We start from the raw sequence: 19,602 nt of genomic DNA on the forward strand, positions 1-19,602 counted from the left end.
GTAAATGGCCGTTATCTTTTCGTGATCAGGCGCGGACGCGGCCTCGGGGCGCGGAGCGCCTCCAGGTCACCCCGGGTTTCCGGTCACCTGGACCCGCCGTTCGGCGAGCTGTCAGGGAATGTTCAGAATGTGACGCGAATCACATCAGATTCTCGGCACCGGATTCGCCATTCGCCCGTCTAAAGCGGCCCGCACATATGAAAGCCGCTGAGTGAGACCCACGGAAACTGGCGCGCCTGTGATCGACAGGCGGCCGTCGCGACGCCCCCCGCCGCCGCGGCGCCACAATCCACCGGATATGCGGACTTATCGTGATCACCTGAGGTAGGTCGGATGATGGGGTAAGTTGGCCGATCATGGATCGGCCGTTCGCGCACGTGCCCCCGCACGCGCCGCCGCACCGGCCGGCGTCCGCGAGCCGTCGGGCTGGAGGTCGAAGGGCGTGAACGCGGAGACTTCCGCATGGGAGCGGCGGAGCGCGGTGCGGGTCGTTCCGCCCGTCCGGCCGCGCAAGCTGGCGAAGGTCCCCTTCGTCGAGCTGGCCGACGGGCGGCTGCAGGGCGTCGTGTCGAGCGGCTCGGACATCGAGCGGGTGTACGTCTCGTCGTTCACCGCCGGCACCCACGCGTACAGCTGCAGCACCAACAACAACCGGCCGTGCGGCGCCCTGCCGTCCGGCAGCTCGCCGTGCAAGCACCTGCACCTGCTCGCCGCCGAGGCGGTGCTGCAGTACGGCGTCGACCGCGTCGCCCGCTATCTCCGCGTCGACGTCGGTGACGGCGCCTCCACGGGCGCGGACCTCGTGGACAGCATGAACGGCCAGGTCGAGCGCGCGCCGGCGGCCACGGTGTTCAGCCGGTTCCTCCGCCACCTGAACTATCTCGAGATCCCGGACACGACGACGCCCATCCCCGAGATGCACTGGTTCCCGGCGCTGGGGGCGGGCCGCTGATGCTCGCCGTGAACCTTTCCGAGCTGCTCGACGGCCCCCTCCACGGGGTCGAGGAGGCCCTCGACCTGGTCGCGGGCTTCGACGACGCCCTCGTCCACGGGCTCGCCCGGCTGGGCGAGGACCGCGCCGCCGCCCTGTCCGCCCTGGCCGGCGCGTTCGCCGGAAGCCCCCTCGGCGTACGGGCGGGCGAGGCGGCCGAGAAGATCGCCGCGGGTTCGGTCACCGACGAGCACCTGAGCGTGCTGGCGGGAGGCCGGGCGGCGCTGTTCGGCGCGGTGCACGACGCCCTGCTCGGCCGCCTCGACGGCGCGCTGGGCCGGGCCAGGGCTCCGTGGGAGGCGTCGCCGTCCGCGGCCTCCTCCGGCGCGGACAACCTGCTCGCCGGTTGCCGGTCCTGGCTGCACGAGCTGGCCATCACCGGCTGGCGCGGCGTGGACCACGACCTCGTCTCCGCGGCCGACCAGACGATCGAGGCGCTGCTCGCCGTACCCGGGCTGCGCAGGACGGCGGTTCTGCTCGACGGCCTGGCGGCCGAGCTGCGGGCATCGAGCCCGATCGCGACGATGGAGCGGCTGCCCGCGCGGCGGTGGGCGGACCTGTGGACCCGCGCCCTGCTGCTGTCGCAGCCCGGCGGCCCGGCCGCCGCCGTGCCGGAACCGGCGGCGACGGTGTCGGGACGGCTGCTGCTCCTCGGCGTGGACGTCCACGAGCACGGCACGGCGGTGCAGATCCAGGTCCACGCCGTGCTGGAGCCCGCGGACGGCGGCCCGGCGCGGCTGGTGCGGGCGAGTGTCGCCGCGCCGAAGGTGGACACCATCGTCGGCCCCGCCCTGTGGCGGCTGCTCCAGTGGCACCCGGTGCTGCTGGGCGCGCTGGCCGAGCACCGCAGCCTGGACATCACGGACCAGCCGATCCTCGACAGCGGCGACCTGGTGTGGCACGACGACCGGGCCGAGGCCGGCGAGCCCGCCGACCCGTTCGCCACCGCACGCGTCCTGCTCGGCGGCGCGCTCGCCCCGGCGGTGCCGCCCCTCGACCGCCATCCGGTACGGATATCCGAACCCGTGCTGGTGGAGGGGTACACGGCGGCAGCCGACGGCGGCGAGGTCACGTTCGACCTCGGCGGGCGGCCGCTCGCGGTCGACGTCGAGCGGCTGCCGTCCTGCGGACCGCTCACGCCCGAGCTGGTGGCGGCCTCCACAGCGTGCATCGGCCTGGTCCGCTGGGACGGCGGCAGGTGGGCGCTGCAGCCCCTCGCCGTACAGGCGACGGTCAAGCGCAAGCCGGTCACCGCGCACAACGGAGACTGGGCGCTCGGCCCGACGGATCCGAAGGTCATGAAGGCGGAGGCCAAGGCCGGCGACTCGGTCGCCGTGCTGCGCGAGCGCGCCGGACGGCTGCTGCGGCGATGAGCGACCCCTTGACCACGCCCCCGGCCGACCCGCCCGCCGCACCGGAGGTCAACGCCGACGAGAACCGGCGGCAGGTGCTCTACTGGCGGCTGCTGGCCCGGCTGTTCGACTCGGAGGAGCAGCCGACGCTTGAGGCGGCGAGCGTCGCCGTCGCCGGGGATCTCGGGCTGCCGCCCGCGCTGCTCGACCCCTCGGTGTCGGTGGACAACCTCGTGCAGCGCTTCCCCGAGCTGGGCGAGGAGCTGCGGGACCTGATGGCGGAGCCGGAGGACGCCGCCGCCCCCGAGCGGGTCGGCGCGGACGAGGTCCGCCGGGCCGTCCTGGTGTCGAAGCTGCTGCTCAACGTGTTCTCGACCGGGACGGGCAGCGTGACCGCCACCCAGCTCGCCGACTGGCAGCAGGACGCCGCCTGGTTCCAGCGCGCGCTCGGCTGCGAGCCGGGGCAACTGCGGTCCCGGCCGGGCGGCGAGGAGTTGGCCGGCGTGCTGGCCGGTCTGGAGGGCGACCTCGTCCGCCGGATGCGGCTGCGCGAGGTGCTGGCCGACCCGGCTCTCGCGCGGCGGCTCACGCCGAGCATGTCGCTCATCGAGCAGCTCCTCCGGGACAAGGCCAACCTGTCCGGTGTCGCGCTGGCCAACGCCAAGGCGTTGATCCGCAGGTACGTGGACGAGGTCGCCGAGGTGCTGCGCACACAGGTCGAGAAGACGACCGTCGGCTCCATCGACAGATCCGTGCCGCCGAAGCGCGTGTTCCGCAACCTCGACATCGAACGCACGATCTGGAAGAACCTCACCAACTGGAGCCCGGACGACCAGCGGCTCTACGTGGACCGGCTGTACTACCGGCACACCGCCAGGCGGACCACGCCCGCACGGATGATCGTGGTGGTGGACCAGTCGGGGTCGATGGTCGACGCGATGGTGAACTGCACCATCCTGGCGTCGATCTTCGCCGGGCTGCCGAAGGTGGACGTGCATCTCATCGCGTACGACACCCGGGCGCTCGACCTGACCCCGTGGGTGCACGACCCGTTCGAGGTCCTGCTCAGGACGACCCTCGGCGGCGGCACCGACGGCACGGTCGCGATGGCCCTGGCCCGGCCGAAGATCGCCGACCCGCGCAACACCGTCATGGTCTGGATCTCCGACTTCTACGACAACCGGTCGCTGCTGACCGACTTCCAGTCGCTGCACCGCTCGGGCGTGAAGTTCATCCCCGTCGGGTCGGTGAACAGCTCCGGCCACCAGAGCGTGGACCCGTGGTTCCGTCAGAACCTCAAGGACCTGGGGACCCCCGTGATCTCGGGCCACATCCGAAAACTCGTGTTCGAGCTCAAGAGCTTCCTCACCTAGGAGACCGCGATGACCGACGACATGTTGCGTGCCCCCGCCGAGGTCAAGTACGCAGAGGAGCTCGACTGGCTGGAGTCGATCGACGACGGACCCAAGCCGTTCTCGTGGCGGCTGAGCCCCCGCATGGTGCGGCTGTTCGTGCTCGGCTCCGAGCGCTCGGACGGGCTCGACCGCGAGATCTCCCAGAAGTGGTTCGGCGACCGCAGCTTCGTCGAGCGCAGCATCGTGACCCTGGCGTCCGACCGGGGGCTGCTGCTGATCGGCGACCCGGGCACCGGGAAGAGCTGGCTCGCCGAGCTGCTCTCCGCGGCGATCTGCCGCAACTCGACCCTCGTCGTGCAGGGCACCGCGGGCACCACCGAGGACCACATCAAGTACTCGTGGAACGTCTCGATGGTGATCGCCAAGGGCCAGTCCCGCGAGTCGATGATCCCATCGCCGATCATGACGGCGATGGAGGGCGGCGTGATCGGGCGCTTCGAGGAGCTGACCCGCTCGACCAGCGACGTGCAGGACGCGCTGATCTCGATCCTCTCCGAGAAGTACGTGTCGATCCCCGAGCTGGACGACGACAACATCGTGTTCGCCAAGCCGGGCTTCTCGATCATCGCCACGGCCAACAGCCGGGACCGCGGGGTGAACGACCTCTCCTCCGCCCTGAAGCGGCGGTTCAACTTCGTCCGCATCCCGGTGGTGACCAGCCGGCGCAGCGAGGCGGAGATCGTGCGGTTCCGCACCACCGAGCTGCTCCGCCGGCACCGGATCGACCTGGACCTGCCGCCCACGCTGCTGGACATCCTGCTGCAGAGCTTCGCCGACCTGCGCGCCGCCGCGGCCTCGGCGACCAGCGACGACGAGAGGCTGGAGTCGGCGCTGTCCACCGCCGAGCAGATCGGCGTACTGGAGGACGCGATCCTGCACAGCCACTTCTTCGGTGACCAAACACTGCGGGCGCGGACGCTCGCCGGCTCGCTCGTGGGGTCGCTCGCCCGCCGCAGCCCGGAGGACCTGGCCATCCTGAACAAGTACTGGCACGGCGTGGTCGAGCCGCGCGGCAAGCAGGACGGCGGGGATTGGCAGGAGTTCCTCGAAGGCGGCCGCGAGGCCATCGCGACGCTCTCGTGACCCCCTTCCCACGGCCGAGGCCGGGGGTCTCCACGCGCAAGGAGATTCCATGACTCCGGACACGTTCGACGCGCTCCGCGGGCAGCTCCTCGACGCCGCCAGGACCTTCGCCCACACGACCGGGACCGCCGAGGCCGCGTCCGACGCGCTGGCCGGCATCCTGTCGGGCATCGTGGACGACGTCGACCGGGCGCTGGCCGAGGAGCTGGAGATCTTCCCGGTGTGCCACCACTCGCCGGCCTCGGCCCTGGCCATGGTGCGCCGCCTGCGCGAGAAGCAGCCCAAGGTCGTCTACCTGGAGCTGTGCGAGGACCTGCGGCCGCTGCTCGACGAGCTGCGCAACTGCCGCCTGCCCGTGGCGTTGCAGGCCTTCGCGTCCGAGCTCGACGGCTTCCCGCCCGGCGCGGGGCCGCTCAGCGTCGTCGCCCCCATCACGGAGGCGTCCGCCGAGTACCAGGCCATCGCGTACGCGCTGGACACGCCGGGCGTCGAGCTGGTGCTGGTGGACCGCTCGACCGACCACGTCTTCCAGTGGCTGCCGGACGAGCCCGCTCGGCCCGCGCCGTCCGAGGGCGACGAGGACGCCGAACGCGCCGAGGAGGCGGCCCTGCACGGCGACGCCGTCGGCATCGAGATCGGCGACCTGCGCCCGCGCTTCGCCGAGCTTGAGGCGCACCTGCTGCACCACGGCAAGGTGCGGCATTGGTCCGAGTGGTGGGACCAGTACGTCGAGCAGCCGCTCACCGGCGCGGACTACGACACCTATCGCCAGGTCATGGTGCTCATCGGCAGCCTGTTCCGCCGGCTGCGGCCGTCGGAGGACGAGCGGGTGGCGCGCGACGAGGAGCGCGAGCGCTACATGTGGACCCGGATGCGCGAGCACCTCGCCGCGTCCGGCGCCGACCCGGCCGACTGCCTGTACGTGTGCGGCGCCTACCACGCCGCGAGCCGGGTCGAGCAGTTCGGGCTGGCATCGGACGCGCCGTACGAGATCAGCCCCCGGACCGGGACACGCTGGCGGTACGGGCTGATCCCGTCCAGCCACTCCGCGATCGAGGCGCAGTTCGGCCTCGCCTCCGGCACGGTGTCGATCGCCGCCGCCACCTGGAGCAAGGCGGTGACCCGCTTCCGTGACACGCCGTTCCGGCTGGACGGCCAGAAGGGGGCCGCGAAGCGGGCCAAGCGCGCCCCGCTGCCGCCGCCCTCGACGGCGGCGACGCCGGCCGCCGACCGGCTGTCCGGCTTCCTGTCGAGCCCTCCGGAACAGGACGGCCTCGACGAGGCCGAGCTGCTCGGCTGGTGCGTGGACATCGTCCGGCTGGCCCGCCGCAACGGCTACCTCGCCAGCACGGCGGACGCCATCGCCGTCTTCGAGACGTCCGTCCTGCTCGCCGGGATGCGCAACCGGGCCAGGCCCACGCCGTACGACTTCCAGGACGCGGCCGTCACCTGCATCGAGAAGGATGTCGTGCCGGGCCGCCGCGACGTACGCCGCCTGTGCGAGATCCTTCTTGGCGGCGACCGGATCGGCCAGGTGGGGTACGAGGCCCTGCCGCCGCTGGCTCGCGACGTGTACGACCGGCTGGAGCCGCTCGGCGTCGACCTGGAGAAGCGCACCATCCAGCGGGCGCTGCTCGACCTCTCCACGAACCCGGAGCTCACCGGCTGCTCGGACCTGCTGTGGATCCTGCGCCGCCTGCTGCCCGAGGACGCGGTACGTCCCATCATGGGCGAGCGACGGCTGGGCGAGCGGTCCACCCAGGAGAGCTGGGACCTCGCGATCGGCCGCCACCAGCGGTCGATCATCGAGCTGGGCTACGAGGGCATCACCATCGAGCAGGTGCTCGAGCAGCGGCTCCGCCGTACGGTGTGGGATCCCAAGGCGACCGCGGCCGTCGCGCTCGGCGCCGTCGAGGACGCCGTCCTGTACCTGGGCGGCGGCCGACTCGCCGACGAGCTGGGGGCGCGTGCCGTCGAGCTGCTGTCCGCCGAGCGCACGGTGGACGACGCCCCCGAGGTGCTGCGCCGGATCCGCCGCCTGCTCACCTACTATCGCGCCACGGAGCCGGCGCTGCCGGGGTGGTGCGAGGCGTTCGTCACCGCCGGGTACGCGCATTACTGCACCCTGCTGCCGACCGCCTTCGTGGACGAGGAGACCGGCGTACGCCAGGTGGCCGCGATGCTCGGCTTCCTGTTCAGCATGGAGAGCCTCGCGCTGGCCCTGGGCTGCGACCGCGCCCAGCTCGAACTCGCCGTGCTGCAGTCGCACCCCGAGGCGCCCGCCAAGGTGGCGCTGCTGTGGGCGGCCCGGTCCCAGCTCGGCCTGCTGCCGATGGCCGAGCTGCGGGAGCGGTGCGACGCGCTGCTCGCCAACCCTCTCGTGGTCCCGTCGTTCCCGATGTACCTGAGCGGGTTCGTGCAGGCGCTCGAACCCGCTCCCGCGCTGGCACCGTTCGTGGTCGAGCTGCTGTCCAAGGCGTTCGCGCGGCTGCCCGACGCGGTCCTCCTCCCGTGGCTGCCCAAGCTGATCACCACGCTGCGCGACCAGGCGGGCGAGCTGGTGCCCGTGCTCGTACGCGAGGCGGGCCGCACGTTCCCGGCGGCCCTGCCGTCCCTGGACGCGTTCGTGCCGCCGTGGCTGGGCCGGCCGCCGGGCGCGGCGAAGGCGGGGCCGGGCGGGCACGCGGGGACCGCGCCGGTCGGCGGGCCGGTGGCCGAGCTGCTGGCGGGCCACCGGGCGGCGTGCGACGCCGTCGCCGCCCTGCTCGGATGCGACGGCGGATGGCAGGAGATCACCGGCGTCGGCGCGGACAGCGGGGAGGCGGGCGCGCTGCTGGCCCGGCATCCCGAGACCACCACCGCCCTCGCGGCCCTGCTCGAGCGATAGCACCCGGATCAGGGACGGTCGTCGTCCCCGTCGTCCTCGGCGTGCAGGCGGACGAAGCCGTCAAGGGAGGTCCGATAGTAGGCGAGGTCGTCCTCCATCCTCGCCCGGGTGAAGCGGGCGGGCTCCCGCTCGTACGCCTCCCGCCCCGGCTCCGTCCAGAACGACGCCTCGGGCAACGCGTCGGCGTCGTCCGGGACGAACTTCAGCGCCTCCGCCACCGCGTCGGCCGCGAACCGCCAGTCCGTGACGATGTCCATGTATCGCTCGTCGGAGGACGGGTCGGCGGCGAAGAAGAGCGACGCCTCCAGCGCCCTGCGCGCGTAGGTGGTGCCGATCTGCACCCACTGGCCGGGGTCGATCAGCTCTGAGACGCCTGAGCCGAACGTCAGGTCCTCGCGCCGTACCTCCGCCTCCGCGACGTACGGGACGAAGACCTCGGCGTCGTCGAGCGTGACCCGCCAGCCGTCCTCCTCCTCGGACAGCACCGCGTGCTCGGCGGCCCTGCGGCCTCCGGGGCCGCCCGTCACGTCCAGGTAGACGTACGCCTCGACCAGCGAGCGGGCCGGGCCCCCGCCGGAAAACCCCGGTCCGCCGGGGTGAGCCGCCGCGCCCTCCCCTCCCGGGCCGGCGGGGCTCTCGCGGTCAGCCATGCCGGGCCACCAGATCGCGGTAGGTGTCGCGGACGATCAGCAGCCGGTCGAGCTGGAAGCGGCCCGGCTCCGCCGCGCGCATCTGCCTTCCGCGCTCGGACCAGAACCCGTCGTCGGGGACCTCCTCCTCGCCCGGCGGGATGAACTTGACGATCTCCTCGACCGCCGCCGCGGCGACCGACAGCGCGCGGCGCGCCTCGGCCGGATCGTCAACCGGCACGTTTCCCGCGGTCAGGTCGGCCACCCACATCCATTCGCCGGCGTCGAGGAGCTGGGAGGGCTCCGATCCGCCGAACGTCGGATAGCCCGCCGACGCGACCGGCCGCTCCGGCAGCCCGAACAGGAACTCGCGCTCCGCGCCGCAGTCCTCGCAGGTGCCGGCGTAGCGGTCGACGAGCGCGCCGTCCATGCTGGCCAGGCCCCTGTCCCAGGTCGTCTCCACGGAACCGCACTGCTTGCACGGATGCAGGTCGAGGTAGAGATGCGCCTCGTCCCTGGTCCGCGCGACCGCGAACGTCATAGCCGTCCTCTCCTAGGGAATCCCCATCATGCCTCGGCCAGGACCGCCTCGCCGCGCCGGCCGCAGACGCAGGGCCCCTCAGCCGGGCACCGGCAGACGTCGTCCTTCAGCGGATCCCAGTCCTCGCCGCCGTCCGGCCCGAGCCGCCTGTCCTCGTCGTCGTCCTCCTCCGGCGGCTGCCAGCCGGTGACGTCGCTGAGGCGGCGTCCCCGCTCCAGGAACTCCCGGACGCCGGAGGGCCGGGGGCCGTCCACCAGGGCGGCGATCCGGTCGAGCAGCGGGTCGGGCGCGAGCCCCCGGAACCGCTCGGCGCCGCCCGCCGCCAGCCCCAGCCGCCCGGCGATCTCGACCAGCACCCGCAGCCGCGCCGCGCGCTGCTGGGGCGTCGCCGTGTCCACCTGGCGTACGGCCTCGCCCAGCTCTGCGAGGGCGCGGGCGTCGGAGACGGTCAGTGCGTCGGCGTCGGGCGCCCCGGACAGCACCGTGGGGCTCGTGGGCAGCCCGGACGCCTCGGCCACCGCTTGGGCCACGGCCGCCGCCGCGGCCCGCTGGTTGGCTCCGATCGTGAGGTAGGGCCGGACCGGGACGTCCACGTCCGCCGCCGTCCCCGGGTCCGGAGCGGACCCCACCCGGACGGTGACGGTCTCCCCGCCCGGCACGGTGACCTCCAGCAGGCCGCCGCCCAGCCGCCGTACGCTCGCGCCCATGTCGGCGGCGGCCCGCTCGGCCGCGTCGGCGGCGGCCCGCTCCGGCAGCGTGAGCGGCCGGGCCTGGACGGCCTGGGGCGCGGCGGGAGCGGGTGAGGCGTCGCCGTTGAGCAGGTCCGCGATCGAGGGCTTGGCTCTCGACTCCGTCGTGGTCTCCGTCGCCTGCCAGGGCGGCGCGGGCGGGGTGTGCCCGCGCCCGGCGATGTCGTCCGCGATGGCGTCGATCGCCTCGGCGATGCGGGCCTTGACCACCGGATCGGTGGTCTCGCTCCACTTGCGGGAAAGATGCGCGTGCTCGTTGAGGCGCGGGGTGAGGCAGTGGTCGGTGCCCTCCTCGTGCGCGTGCTCCGGCAGCGAGGACCGGATCACCCCCTGCGGCGCGCCCGCCGCCTCCGCCGCATGCTGGTCGGCGACGTGCGAGATCTCGTGCACCAGGACCGAGGAGACCACGGCCGGGTCCGTACGCGGGGCGATCGTGATGATGTGCGGGTCCTCGGGCGTCCCGGAACGGTACGTCGTGTAGCCGGTCCGGCCCTCCCCGGGATCGCCGACGACGACGCGGGCGTGCTGCACGCCGTTCGTCGGCGTGGTGACGGCGACGACCGCGCCGTCGAGGTCGGCGGGCGGCGCGTCCGGTGCGATCGGAACGCCCTGGTCGGTGCTCCAGTCGAGCGCGGTGACCCCGCCGCCGAAGTCGGCGACCGAGATGTTCTGGCCGACCAGCTCCGTCACGGTCAGGTCGGGCACCCCCGCCGGCCGGGCCTGGGTGTCGAAGGGCGTGCCCGGCAGCGCCGGCGACGGCGCCCCGGCCGCACTCTGCCCCACGCTGCCGCCCTGCGCCTCGGCGCCGGGCGCGGCGGACTCCGACGGCCAGACCGGCGTCGGCGCCGCCGGCTCGACGTTCTGGTCGGCCAGCGCGGCCATCACCCGGTCGGTCAACGTGCCCGACCTCTGCGGGTCCGTGAAGATCTGCCGCAGGTCGAGGCCCGCCGCCGCGTCCAGCACGTGGGGCGGCAGCGTGGCGACCGCCTCGGTGAACCCGCCGTCCGGCTTCACGCTGTGCAGGGAGCCGTCCGGGGCGGCCAGGTAAATGTCGGCGTGCTGTCCGTCTCGTACGGTGAACCGGACGACCTGGCCCTCGTCCCTGGCCTGCTGTCTCGCCCTGGTGGCGTGCCCGAGCAGATCACTGGGATCCAGTCGTTGGTGGGGACCCTCCGGCTGTTTGAGCGCGGACCTCGGCTGCGACTCGTCGGTGAAATCCCATCCGGGTCGTGCCTGGACCCCGGCCTCCATGCGGGCCTGCATCTCCTTGAAGTCGGCCTCGAACATGACCACGAGCACCTCGCCGGAGGCGGCGGAGGGCAGCCTCACCGGGGTCCTGAAGGGAGCCTCGTTGCCGTCGGTCGACCGCGTCTTGTGCTGGAACGTGAGATCGTAGTCCACCCGGGCCCGGACGGTGACGACCCTCGCCCTTTCGAACGTGCTGGCCTCGTTGCGCAGGCCGCTGTTGTCGCTGACACCGTCCGACGCCTGCTCTCCCACGCTCGCCGAGATGTGGCCGAAGGCCGTCTGCCCGCCCACTCCGCTGCTGATCGGGAGCAGCCGGCCGCGAGAGGTCGAGATGGACGAGGTGTGCTGGACGCGATCGACCACACCGAGCTCGGCCTCGACCGGAATGTCCCCATTCGGGGCGACCACGACGGGGCCGGACACCACCTGAAGGTCGGAGAGATGGGCCTCGACACGGACGTCCACGCCCTGGCTCGTGGTTCCCTTACGGATCGTCGGAACCAACTCGTGGCCGCCGGGGGCGGCCATCTGCCCGAAGGCGGCGGTCATCGACATGGGCGATAGCCGAGCCTCCAGCTCCGCCATCTGCTCCCGAGCCGCGGTGGCGCCCACCATTGACGTCAACTGCTTCTGGACCGCGTCGTACAGGCTGGGGCGGCCGTCCTGGGCGTTGTGCACCGAGCTGACATAGTGGGCGGGCGGCAGCTCCGCCCGCCTGGTGTCGGTGATCCAGTCCGGCTCCGCCGTGCTGTCGTTCACCGGCCGGGTCATGCCGATCGGCATCCGGCGGACCAGGACGGCGTCGAACGTCTTCGTGGACCGGCCGTCGCCTCGGCGTTTCACCCTGTCGAGGGCATGGCGCGCCGGCTGGCGCCCCGGTCCCATCCGCACCGGCGTGCGTTCCACCTCGATCACCAACTGGTACCGCTGCTGGACCCGGTCCACCCCGCCGAACTGCGCGATGCGCTGCAGCCTGGTGACCTGCTCCGTGCTGGCGGCCCCGTACGAGCGGCCCCGATCCGTGCTGACGCTGCCGTCGGCGCCCGCGCCGGACCCGTCTCCCGAGCCCGACAGGCTGAAAGAGTGCGAGCCGCTGTACGAACCGGAGTCGGAGACCTCCCGGTAGAGATAGTCCTGCTGGATCAGGCCGGCGTCGTAGGTGCGACCGACGAGTTCGGCGCTGCCCGGCACCGGAACCAGTTTGGCCCGGACCGTGACCAGCTCGGCCCGGCCGCTCGACGGGTCGGCCAGGGTCTCGTAGGTCTTGACGTAGCCCCGCGGGCTGAGCATGTCGTTGACGTGCCCCCGGACCCGGTCTCCGGCGAAGTCGACGTTGAGGCTCCGGCGCATGACGGGGCTGCTGTCGACCGCGCCGGGCGCCGCCTCGTCGATCGCGGTCTGCACCGCGTCCAGCACGGTGACGGACGCGGTCTTGTCCGTCACCGCGAAGGTCTCCACCGCGGCGAACCCCACGGTCCCGTCGTAGTGCGGGGCCACCCTGACCTGGCGCAGTTTCCGGGTCAGATCCGCCGCTTCGCTCAGCGCCCGATCGAGCCGCTCCTGCTCCGCCAGGCCCTTCGGGTCGATGTCCACCTGCTCCAGGCCGCTCACCTTGATCAGGGCCGGCAGCAGGGTGTCGGCGGTGTGTCCGTCGGCGAACGAGACGTTCTTCCCCGCGTCGCGTGCCTGCTTCAGCTCGACCAGGTACTTCTGGACCAGCGAGGTCGCGAGGGTCCGGTCGAGGGTCAGGCTGCCGTTCACGAACCTCTCCACCGCGTCGGCCACCTGGCTCAGCGGAAGATCGAGCTTGCCCTCGGTGTAGAAGGTCAGCGCGTCGTACTCCGGAATCGAGTAGACGACGGGACGGCCGTTCAACGACGCGTTGCCGGTCGTGGCCTTCGCGCTGCCGCCGAGTTCGGTGAAGTCCGGAACGCTTTCCTTGCCCTCCAGGGCGAAGTCGACGGTGCCGCGGAATATGTACTGCTTGCCGGTTTCGATGATGAGCTGTTCCCGGCCCCAGATGTCGAGCTGGCCGTGAGATCTGGAGCGGCCGCCCGAGCCCGTGTGGCTGCCACCGCCACCCTGGTGGGCGGCGCCGTGGCCGTCGGAGTCGGAGATGCTGTTCGACGAGCCGCCGGAGGTGCCCCAGCCCCGGCCCCAGCTCACGCCGGCGCTGCCCATGGTGAAGTTGATGTCGCCCACCACGAGGTCGGCGACGCCGACCAGGGACGCCTCACCGAAGCTGCCATTGATCGTCAGCGACGCCTCCGTCGGCAGAGCGCCCTGCGGCCGGACGCCCACTCCGGTGCCGTACGGCGAGTTGCGCCACTCCGGATGCGCGATGAGGTTGCGCACATTGCTGAACGCCACGAAGTGGTGGTACGCGGCGGAGTCGCGACGCATGCTGCGGGGCAGCACCTGCCGCACCCGCTCCAGCATGCCGGTCGTGTCCATGTGCAGCAGCGTCGCCCGGCTGAGCACCTCCTCCGTCAGCCGGCCCACCTTGTGCGGCTGATGGGGCGTGTCCACGGGGAGCAGGTCGGTCGCGAAGACCAGCCGCGCGCTGCCGTCCCCCGACACCTGATCCACGACCTTGTCGTCCGCGACGATGTCGACCACCACCTTGTGGGGCACGTCGAAGAGAGCGACCTCGCCGCCGCTTTCCACGAGTGTCACCCGGTTGACGGTGCCGCCGACGCTGGAACCGGTCGAGCGGGTGTAGTTGCCACCCTTCTTGCGCTCGTGCGTTCGCGTCTGCCCGTCCTCACCCTCGGCCGACCCCTCCGACGTGCTGTACGGCACGTCCAGGCTGCCGGTCCAGCTCCGGCCGCTGCCGCGCCCGGCGGTGTCGGACCCGATGTCGAGGTTGACCACGGCCTCGGTGTCGGTGCGCCCGAGGTAGGTCGCCGCGTCGTGATCCTGCTCCAGCCGGACGAGCAGCGTGTACGTGCGCGACGACCGGCCGAAGCCGTCGCGGGTCAGGGTGATGGGGATGCCGTCCTGGGCCGCCTGGTCGTATCCGGTCTCCAGGCGCTGCGACGAGAGCTGTTCGAGCACCTCGCGCAGGTTCGCCATCTGTCCGGCCCGCTGTATCGGGAGCCGGGAGTACTGCGGGACGCCGTTCTCGAACTTCGGGACGAGGCCGAGGTCGGCGAGCTTCTCCAGGACCTGCTTCCTGACCTCGTCCACGCCGGTCAGCCGCTGGACCAGCGCCGGACCAGCGCCGTGCATCGCCGCCTGGTCCGTGGCCGTCTGGTTCGCGGCTGCCATCCCACGGCGCCCGAGCTGCGGCGGCCGGAGCCAGGTCGGCAGCTCCATTTTCCGGCCCGGCGGACGCGATCTTTCCGGGTCCCCTCTGAGCATCTGGTCGCCGTGCCGATCCCGCCGAGGCTTGCCGTTGGGCAGCGTGAGCAGCGCCGCCTCGTCGACCGGGAGGCCGTACCGGTAGGCGTCGGTCTCCGGCATCCGGAACAGTCCCTCGCTCGTGCCCGTCACCTTGTCGAGCACTCTGGAACCGTCGGCCAGAACGATGGTGACCTCGTGCTTCAGCGTGAGCTGGTACCCCTGGGTGTGTCCCGTGTAGCGCTGGACGCTGGGGTGGATGGCGTTCCCGTTCGCGAACGACGACTGCGAACGGGAGACTCCGCGCCCGGCCCCGGCGGTCACGTCGACATCGCCGTAACCGCCGGGAACCGGAACCCCGCCGATCATGTCGCCGAGGACGGGGATGGGCAGTGCGCTGACCGACGCGGAGAGGGATCCGTTGAACGACTCGCTGCCGGTGGCGTTGGAGTTGCCCACCCGTAGCCGTTCCTGCCAGTGGTCACGGGTCGCCTGGCCGACCAGGACGGCACTGTCCTTCTGAACCGTTGTCCTGATCGTCACGGTGGCCACCGGCCGGCCGTGCCTGTCGGTGATCACGCGAGTCATCCCGTAATCGGGATCGGTCGCCTCCCCGAGCCGGCCCGGCAATTCGTCGTTGATCATCGTAAGGATCTGCTGCCGGGTGATGCGGCCGATCCTCGTCTCCCTCTCGTGGAGCGGCTCCACTCCCGCCCGGCCGCGGACCCTTCCCAGACCCTCGTGGAGGCGCCCGATGACGTCGTCGGCGAGTTGGTCCAGCCCGGTCAGGCCGTTGACGAAGTGCTCGGGCAGCCGGTGGCTCTCCTTGCCCGGGTCGATGGTGGCCGTCCTCTCGGGAGGCCCGACGGTGTAGGCGTGCGAGACCCAGATCCGCTGTGATGGAGCGTCCCCCGGCGCCCCGGAACTGATCGTCCCGACCTCCTGCCAGGTGCTCTGGCGGGGGGTGCGCACGCTCACCGACCAGGTGGCCGCGGCGTCGAACAGCAGGGACTCTCCCCGGTTGTCCTCGACCGCGCCCGCGAGGGCGTAGTCGGCGGCGCCGGGACCGCGCGACCACGAGCGCCCGAAGGATACGTTGATCCCCACATTGCCCATGATTTCGAGCGCGGTTCGTATGTGCTCCTCGGGGACCATGGGGGCGATCAGCCCGGGGCCGACCGGCACCGTCAGGCCGCCGCTGCCCGCCTCGCCGGTCCGGGCCGAACGGCCTCCCTGCGGCATGACGCCGAGCATGATCTCCGAGGCCACGATCTCCGGATCGATGATCTGGACCATGTCGGAGAGGCTGAGCCGGATCTTCAGCTCCACCGCCGACTTCCCGGTGCCGATGCGGAGGATCGCGCCGTCCGGCGAGACGACCTTCCGGAAGTCGGCCCGGAGGATGTGCTCCAGCTTCCGGGGAGTGAACCGACGCGGGGAGCCGTTCTCGGCGAGCACCTTGTTGATCATGTCGGTCAACGGCGTCAGGTGCGCCAGGTTGCGGGTCGGCAGCGCCGAGGGCAGCGACACCTCCGGCGGGAGGGCCGCGTTCACCGACTTCAGGTACTCATCGTGGAGCGTACGGGCGTCCGCCAGCAGGCTGGTGAGCCGCGACATGGCCAGGGACGCCTCCTGGGGGTTCGACGACGTCGCGGCCAGTCTTACGAGGCCGGCCACCTGCCTGTAGGCATTCCTCGCCGCCTCCGCCTTCTCCCGCGCCTTCGCGTACGCCTCGGCGATCCGCAGGTGCCTGGCCTGCTTGGCCCGGTGCTGCGCCTCCGCCTTCTCGTGATTCGCCTTGCGCGCCTCCTTGCCCCGGTCGCGCATCGCGGCGGTTTCGCCGGCCTTGTCCTTAGCGGCGTTCGCCTCCTCCTCCGCCTTGCCCGCGGTGTCTTCGTGCGACTCTGCCTGTTTCCTCAGCTCCTCCTCGGCCCGGGTCAGATCGTCGGCGACGCGTTGCAGCTCGGCCAGGTACGGCCTGGCCCGGTCCGCAAGCTCGGTCCGCGCCCCGCCGAGATCGTCGACCAGCCGCCGCAGCTCGGCCAACGCCGCGTCGGCCACAGTAGGCGCGTGAACTTGGCGTACGGGAGGCGTCACACCCCAGGGCGGCGGCGGGGGGATCTGCCCGTGCTCGCGGAGGTCACGGGCGATGCCGTCGAGATCGACCTGGATTTTCCAGCGCTCGTCCGCGGACGTCGCGTCCTGCCACTTGTGGACCAGGTAGGCGTACTCGTTGAGCCGGGCCGGCACACATCCGTCGAGCTCGTTCTGCTGTCGGCCCCGGCGGAAGAGCGTCCTGCGGATGACACCCTGTTCGGGCCGGCTCAGCTCGTGGAGAGTGTCGGTGATCTCGTGCAGCACGACACGAGCGATCTGGTCCGGGGCCATGTGCGGCGCCATGTGGATGATCTGGTCGCCGCCGCTGCGGTTCACGTGGGTCTCGGCCATGAGGCGGGAGTCGAGGCCACCGATCACGATCCGGAAGCGCTGCGTGCCATGGTCCGTGCTTTTCACCACCAGGGTCGCCTCGCTGCGGGACCAGGCCCAGCTCTCCACCTCTCCGACCGTGAACTGGGACGCCAGGAGCTTCTCGACCTCGGCGCTGACCTCGTCGTCGGTGAGGCGCTGGTTCGGGCGGCCGTCAGGGACGAACCAGGTGCCGGCGATCGGCCGGGACGTGACGGTGCCGGGGCGGCTGGTGACCGGCTCGGGGGCCGGCGAGGTCTCCTGGCTGACGGCCATCGCCTGGCTCATGGCCAGGAGCGCCTGGGTTCGCAGCGCGGCGGCGTCATGACCGTTCGCCGCGGCGGCCTCCAGGACGGAGCGGACGGCGCGCAGCATCCTCGGCGTGATCACGTAGTGGCCGGACTCGTCGGACACGAGATGCCCGCCGTCCGCCAGCAGAACGGCCCCCGGTGCCAGACGGTTCAGCGCGTAGTCGAGCGCGGCGTCCGCGCGCAGGCCGACGGGCTGCCCGGGGGCGAGGTCGCCCGCGTACGCGTCCTCGGGCGTGGTGTCGGCGGCGAACTGCTCGTCGAGCATGGCCAGCGCCTCCGCCTGCAGCGCCTCGTCGTCCTCCACCTGCGCCGAACGCCGCCTCATACTGTCGATGACGCGAGCCACGGCGGCGGGAGGGACGACGACGTCGGCTCCCTGAAGCGGCACGATGAGGCCACCGTCAGGGAGCAGAACGGCATTCGGATGGCCGTCGAGCAGTGCCCGGAAGACCGCCTCCCTGGCCCGAGCCAAGTGGGGGTTCGTCTCCTCCTGGGCGAGCGTGGTCGGTGTGGCCTCCCCCTGTGCCGTGTCGGGTGCCGTGTCAGGCGCGGGCCGGGCGTCCGGCGTGCTGTTCGGAGCCACCGCCGCGCCCGTGTCGCCGTCCGTGGCCGTGTCGCCGTCCGTGACCGTACCGCTGTCCGGAGCCGGAGCGGTGTCCCGGGTCGCGCCGGTGTCGGTGGTGGGAGCGCCGTCGGGGGAGCCGTCCGTCCTGGTCTCCGCGTCGGATGCCGCCGGAGCCGGATCGGTCGACTGGTCGGGGGTGGCCGACGTCGCGTCCGGCTGCGTCTCGGGCGCGACGGGCGACGCCTCCGGCCGTGCGTCGGGCGCGGCGGGTGCGGCATCCGGCTGGGTACGGGCCGTGGCGTCCGGCGAGGTCGTGGCGTCCGGCCGGACGTCCGGCGTGGTCGCCTGCTCGTCCGGCACCGCCACCCGGGGACGTGTCTCCTGCTCGCCGGCCTTGTCCCGCGCCTCCTCGTCCGGCGTGGTCGCCGCCGCCTCGTCGGTGTCGGTGGTCGCCCGGCGGTCCGTGTCGGTCTTCGCGTCGTTCGCCGCGCGCGGAGCGGTGTCGGGGCTTGTGTCGCCGCTCGTGTCGGGGTCGGAGTTCGCCTCGGCGTCGGTCCGGGTCTTGTCGTCGGGCTGGCTTCTCCGGCTGCCCCGGCCCTCCGCGTCGGCGGCCGTCGGGGCCACGGCGCGACGGCCGCCGTCCTCCGCGTCCGCGGTGACCGGGCCCGTACGCGAGGCCGTACCGCCTCCGGAGGGGGTGGACACGGAGGTACCGCCGCGTGTGGCGCCGCCGGAGGCCCGGCCGCCGCCGCCCGCACCCGCCCCGGCGCCGGCGACCACGCCCCCGGCACCGCCGCCCCCGGTGCCTCCCGGGGCGCCCCCGGTGCCCGTGGCGTCGCCGCCCGATCCACCGCCCGCGTTCGGGTCGATGGTGAGGCCCATCCGGCGGGCGTCCGACTGGGCCGCCATGTCGTACGCGGAGGCGAGCGTGGTGGTCGGATGGGAGAGCGCTGTGTAGACCTCGGGGTTGAACGGGCTGATCGACCCGGTGCGTCCGACACCGCCGAAGAACGCGCCCGCCAGAGACTCGCCGGAGAACGGGTTGCTCCACTCGCCGTACACCACGCCGTTGGCGATGTAGCTGCCGGCGGGGGACGCGACCATGTTGCTGACGCCGGTGCTCAGGGCCCGCCCGGCGAAGCCGGGGACGTTACTGGTGATCCGGGAGATCGGGCCGGCCAGCTGCATGCCGGCCACCGCACCGGTGCCCGCGCCGATGAGGGCGGCCTTGGACTTGTCCCAGTCCCAATCGGTGCGGGTGCCCATCTGGATCTGCTGGTACTGGGCGACGCCGTCGATGAAGAACTCCTCGCCCATCTCCTCGATGAGCTCCCGGCCGAGCGGGGAGGCGAGCAGCCGTGCGATCAAACTCCGCCCGGTCGGGCCGCTGAGCGCCGCGAGCTTGGCGACCTGGGTGGCTCCGGCCCCGCGTCCCGCGACGGCGGCCAACCGGGCGAGGATGCGGCCGATCGCCGCGCGGCCCGCCTGCGCGTACGGGCCGATGAGCGGCGTGGTCGAGCCCGCGGTGAAGAACGCGACGTACATGGCGATGGCGATGGCGACGGCCGTCACCCAGAACGCCACGTTGACGGAGAGCTTGGAGTACTGCGTCTCGACCGCGAAGTCGCTCGCCTGCCCGGAGTAGCCGAGCGCGCCGCGGGAGATGCCGTTCAGGCCGGCCTGGTTCCCGAACATGTTCTGCGCCCGGCCGACGAAGTCGGCCGTCGCCGGCGCCTGCCAGCCGGCCACGACGGTGCGGACGGCCTTCCCGGCCGGCTCGGCGTGCGGCGGGAGCCCGGCCGCCATTTCCTCCCACGCCTGGGCCAGCTCCGACAGCTTGCTCTCGCTGGCTTTCGGCCACTCCTGCCCGGCCGAGAGCAGGGGGACCAGGGTGTAGACCACCCAGTCGGGCAGGGCACCGGTCTCCCAGGCGGGCGTGACGTCCCTGTCGATGTGGACGGCCACGCCCTGCCGGGTCGCCTGCCCGGCCTGGTTGACGATGGTGCCCGTGCTCGTGGCCATG

8 protein-coding genes are annotated in these 19,602 nt (G+C 72.5%); 5 read left to right on the forward strand and 3 right to left on the reverse strand.

The features are described from left to right. The first annotated feature begins 442 nt into the window (after positions 1–442). Genes AWQ68_RS13780 through AWQ68_RS13800 form a run of 5 tightly spaced genes read left to right on the forward strand, consistent with a single transcriptional unit; the run spans position 443 to position 7,728 of the window. A complete protein-coding gene (locus tag AWQ68_RS13780) occupies positions 443–952 on the forward strand; it encodes a hypothetical protein (RefSeq protein WP_066940133.1) in 510 nt (169 codons plus the stop codon). After that, positions 952–2,364: a hypothetical protein gene (locus tag AWQ68_RS13785; protein ID WP_066940136.1), complete on the forward strand. Its 1,413-nt coding sequence runs from the start codon at positions 952–954 to the stop codon at positions 2,362–2,364. The genes AWQ68_RS13780 and AWQ68_RS13785 overlap by 1 nt, the downstream gene beginning before the upstream one ends. Beyond that, positions 2,361–3,716 (forward strand): VWA domain-containing protein, encoded by a 1,356-nt coding sequence (locus AWQ68_RS13790; protein WP_066940139.1) that lies wholly within the window; start codon positions 2,361–2,363, stop codon positions 3,714–3,716. Before AWQ68_RS13785 ends, AWQ68_RS13790 begins: the two co-directional genes overlap by 4 nt. A gap of 9 nt (positions 3,717–3,725) precedes the next feature. Continuing rightward, positions 3,726–4,841 carry an ATP-binding protein gene (locus AWQ68_RS13795; protein ID WP_066940143.1) on the forward strand — a complete coding sequence of 372 codons (1,116 nt, stop codon included), beginning with the start codon at positions 3,726–3,728 and terminating at the stop codon, positions 4,839–4,841. A 49-nt stretch (positions 4,842–4,890) separates the two neighbouring features. Continuing rightward, positions 4,891–7,728 carry a DUF5682 family protein gene (locus AWQ68_RS13800; RefSeq protein ID WP_066940146.1) on the forward strand — a complete coding sequence of 946 codons (2,838 nt, stop codon included), beginning with the start codon at positions 4,891–4,893 and terminating at the stop codon, positions 7,726–7,728. Positions 7,729–7,736: 8 nt separating this feature from the next. Here the strand turns inward: AWQ68_RS13800 and AWQ68_RS13805 are convergent, their stop codons facing one another. Genes AWQ68_RS13805 through AWQ68_RS13815 form a run of 3 tightly spaced genes read right to left on the reverse strand, consistent with a single transcriptional unit; the run spans position 7,737 to position 19,601 of the window. Further along, positions 7,737–8,378, reverse strand: coding sequence for a hypothetical protein (locus AWQ68_RS13805; RefSeq protein WP_084463954.1), 642 nt, complete (start codon positions 8,376–8,378; stop codon positions 7,737–7,739). Beyond that, a complete protein-coding gene (locus AWQ68_RS13810; protein WP_066940149.1) occupies positions 8,371–8,898 on the reverse strand; it encodes a hypothetical protein in 528 nt (175 codons plus the stop codon). The genes AWQ68_RS13805 and AWQ68_RS13810 overlap by 8 nt, the downstream gene beginning before the upstream one ends. Before the next feature lie 26 nt (positions 8,899–8,924). Further along, the gene (locus AWQ68_RS13815; protein WP_066940151.1) at positions 8,925–19,601 is read right to left on the reverse strand and encodes a WXG100-like domain-containing protein; all 10,677 of its coding nucleotides are present in this window, start codon (positions 19,599–19,601) and stop codon (positions 8,925–8,927) included. Between the last annotated feature and the right edge of the window lies 1 nt (position 19,602).

The sequence above is a fragment of the Microtetraspora fusca genome (genome assembly GCF_001570365.1).
Classification (GTDB): Bacteria; Actinomycetota; Actinomycetes; order Streptosporangiales; family Streptosporangiaceae; genus Microtetraspora; species Microtetraspora fusca.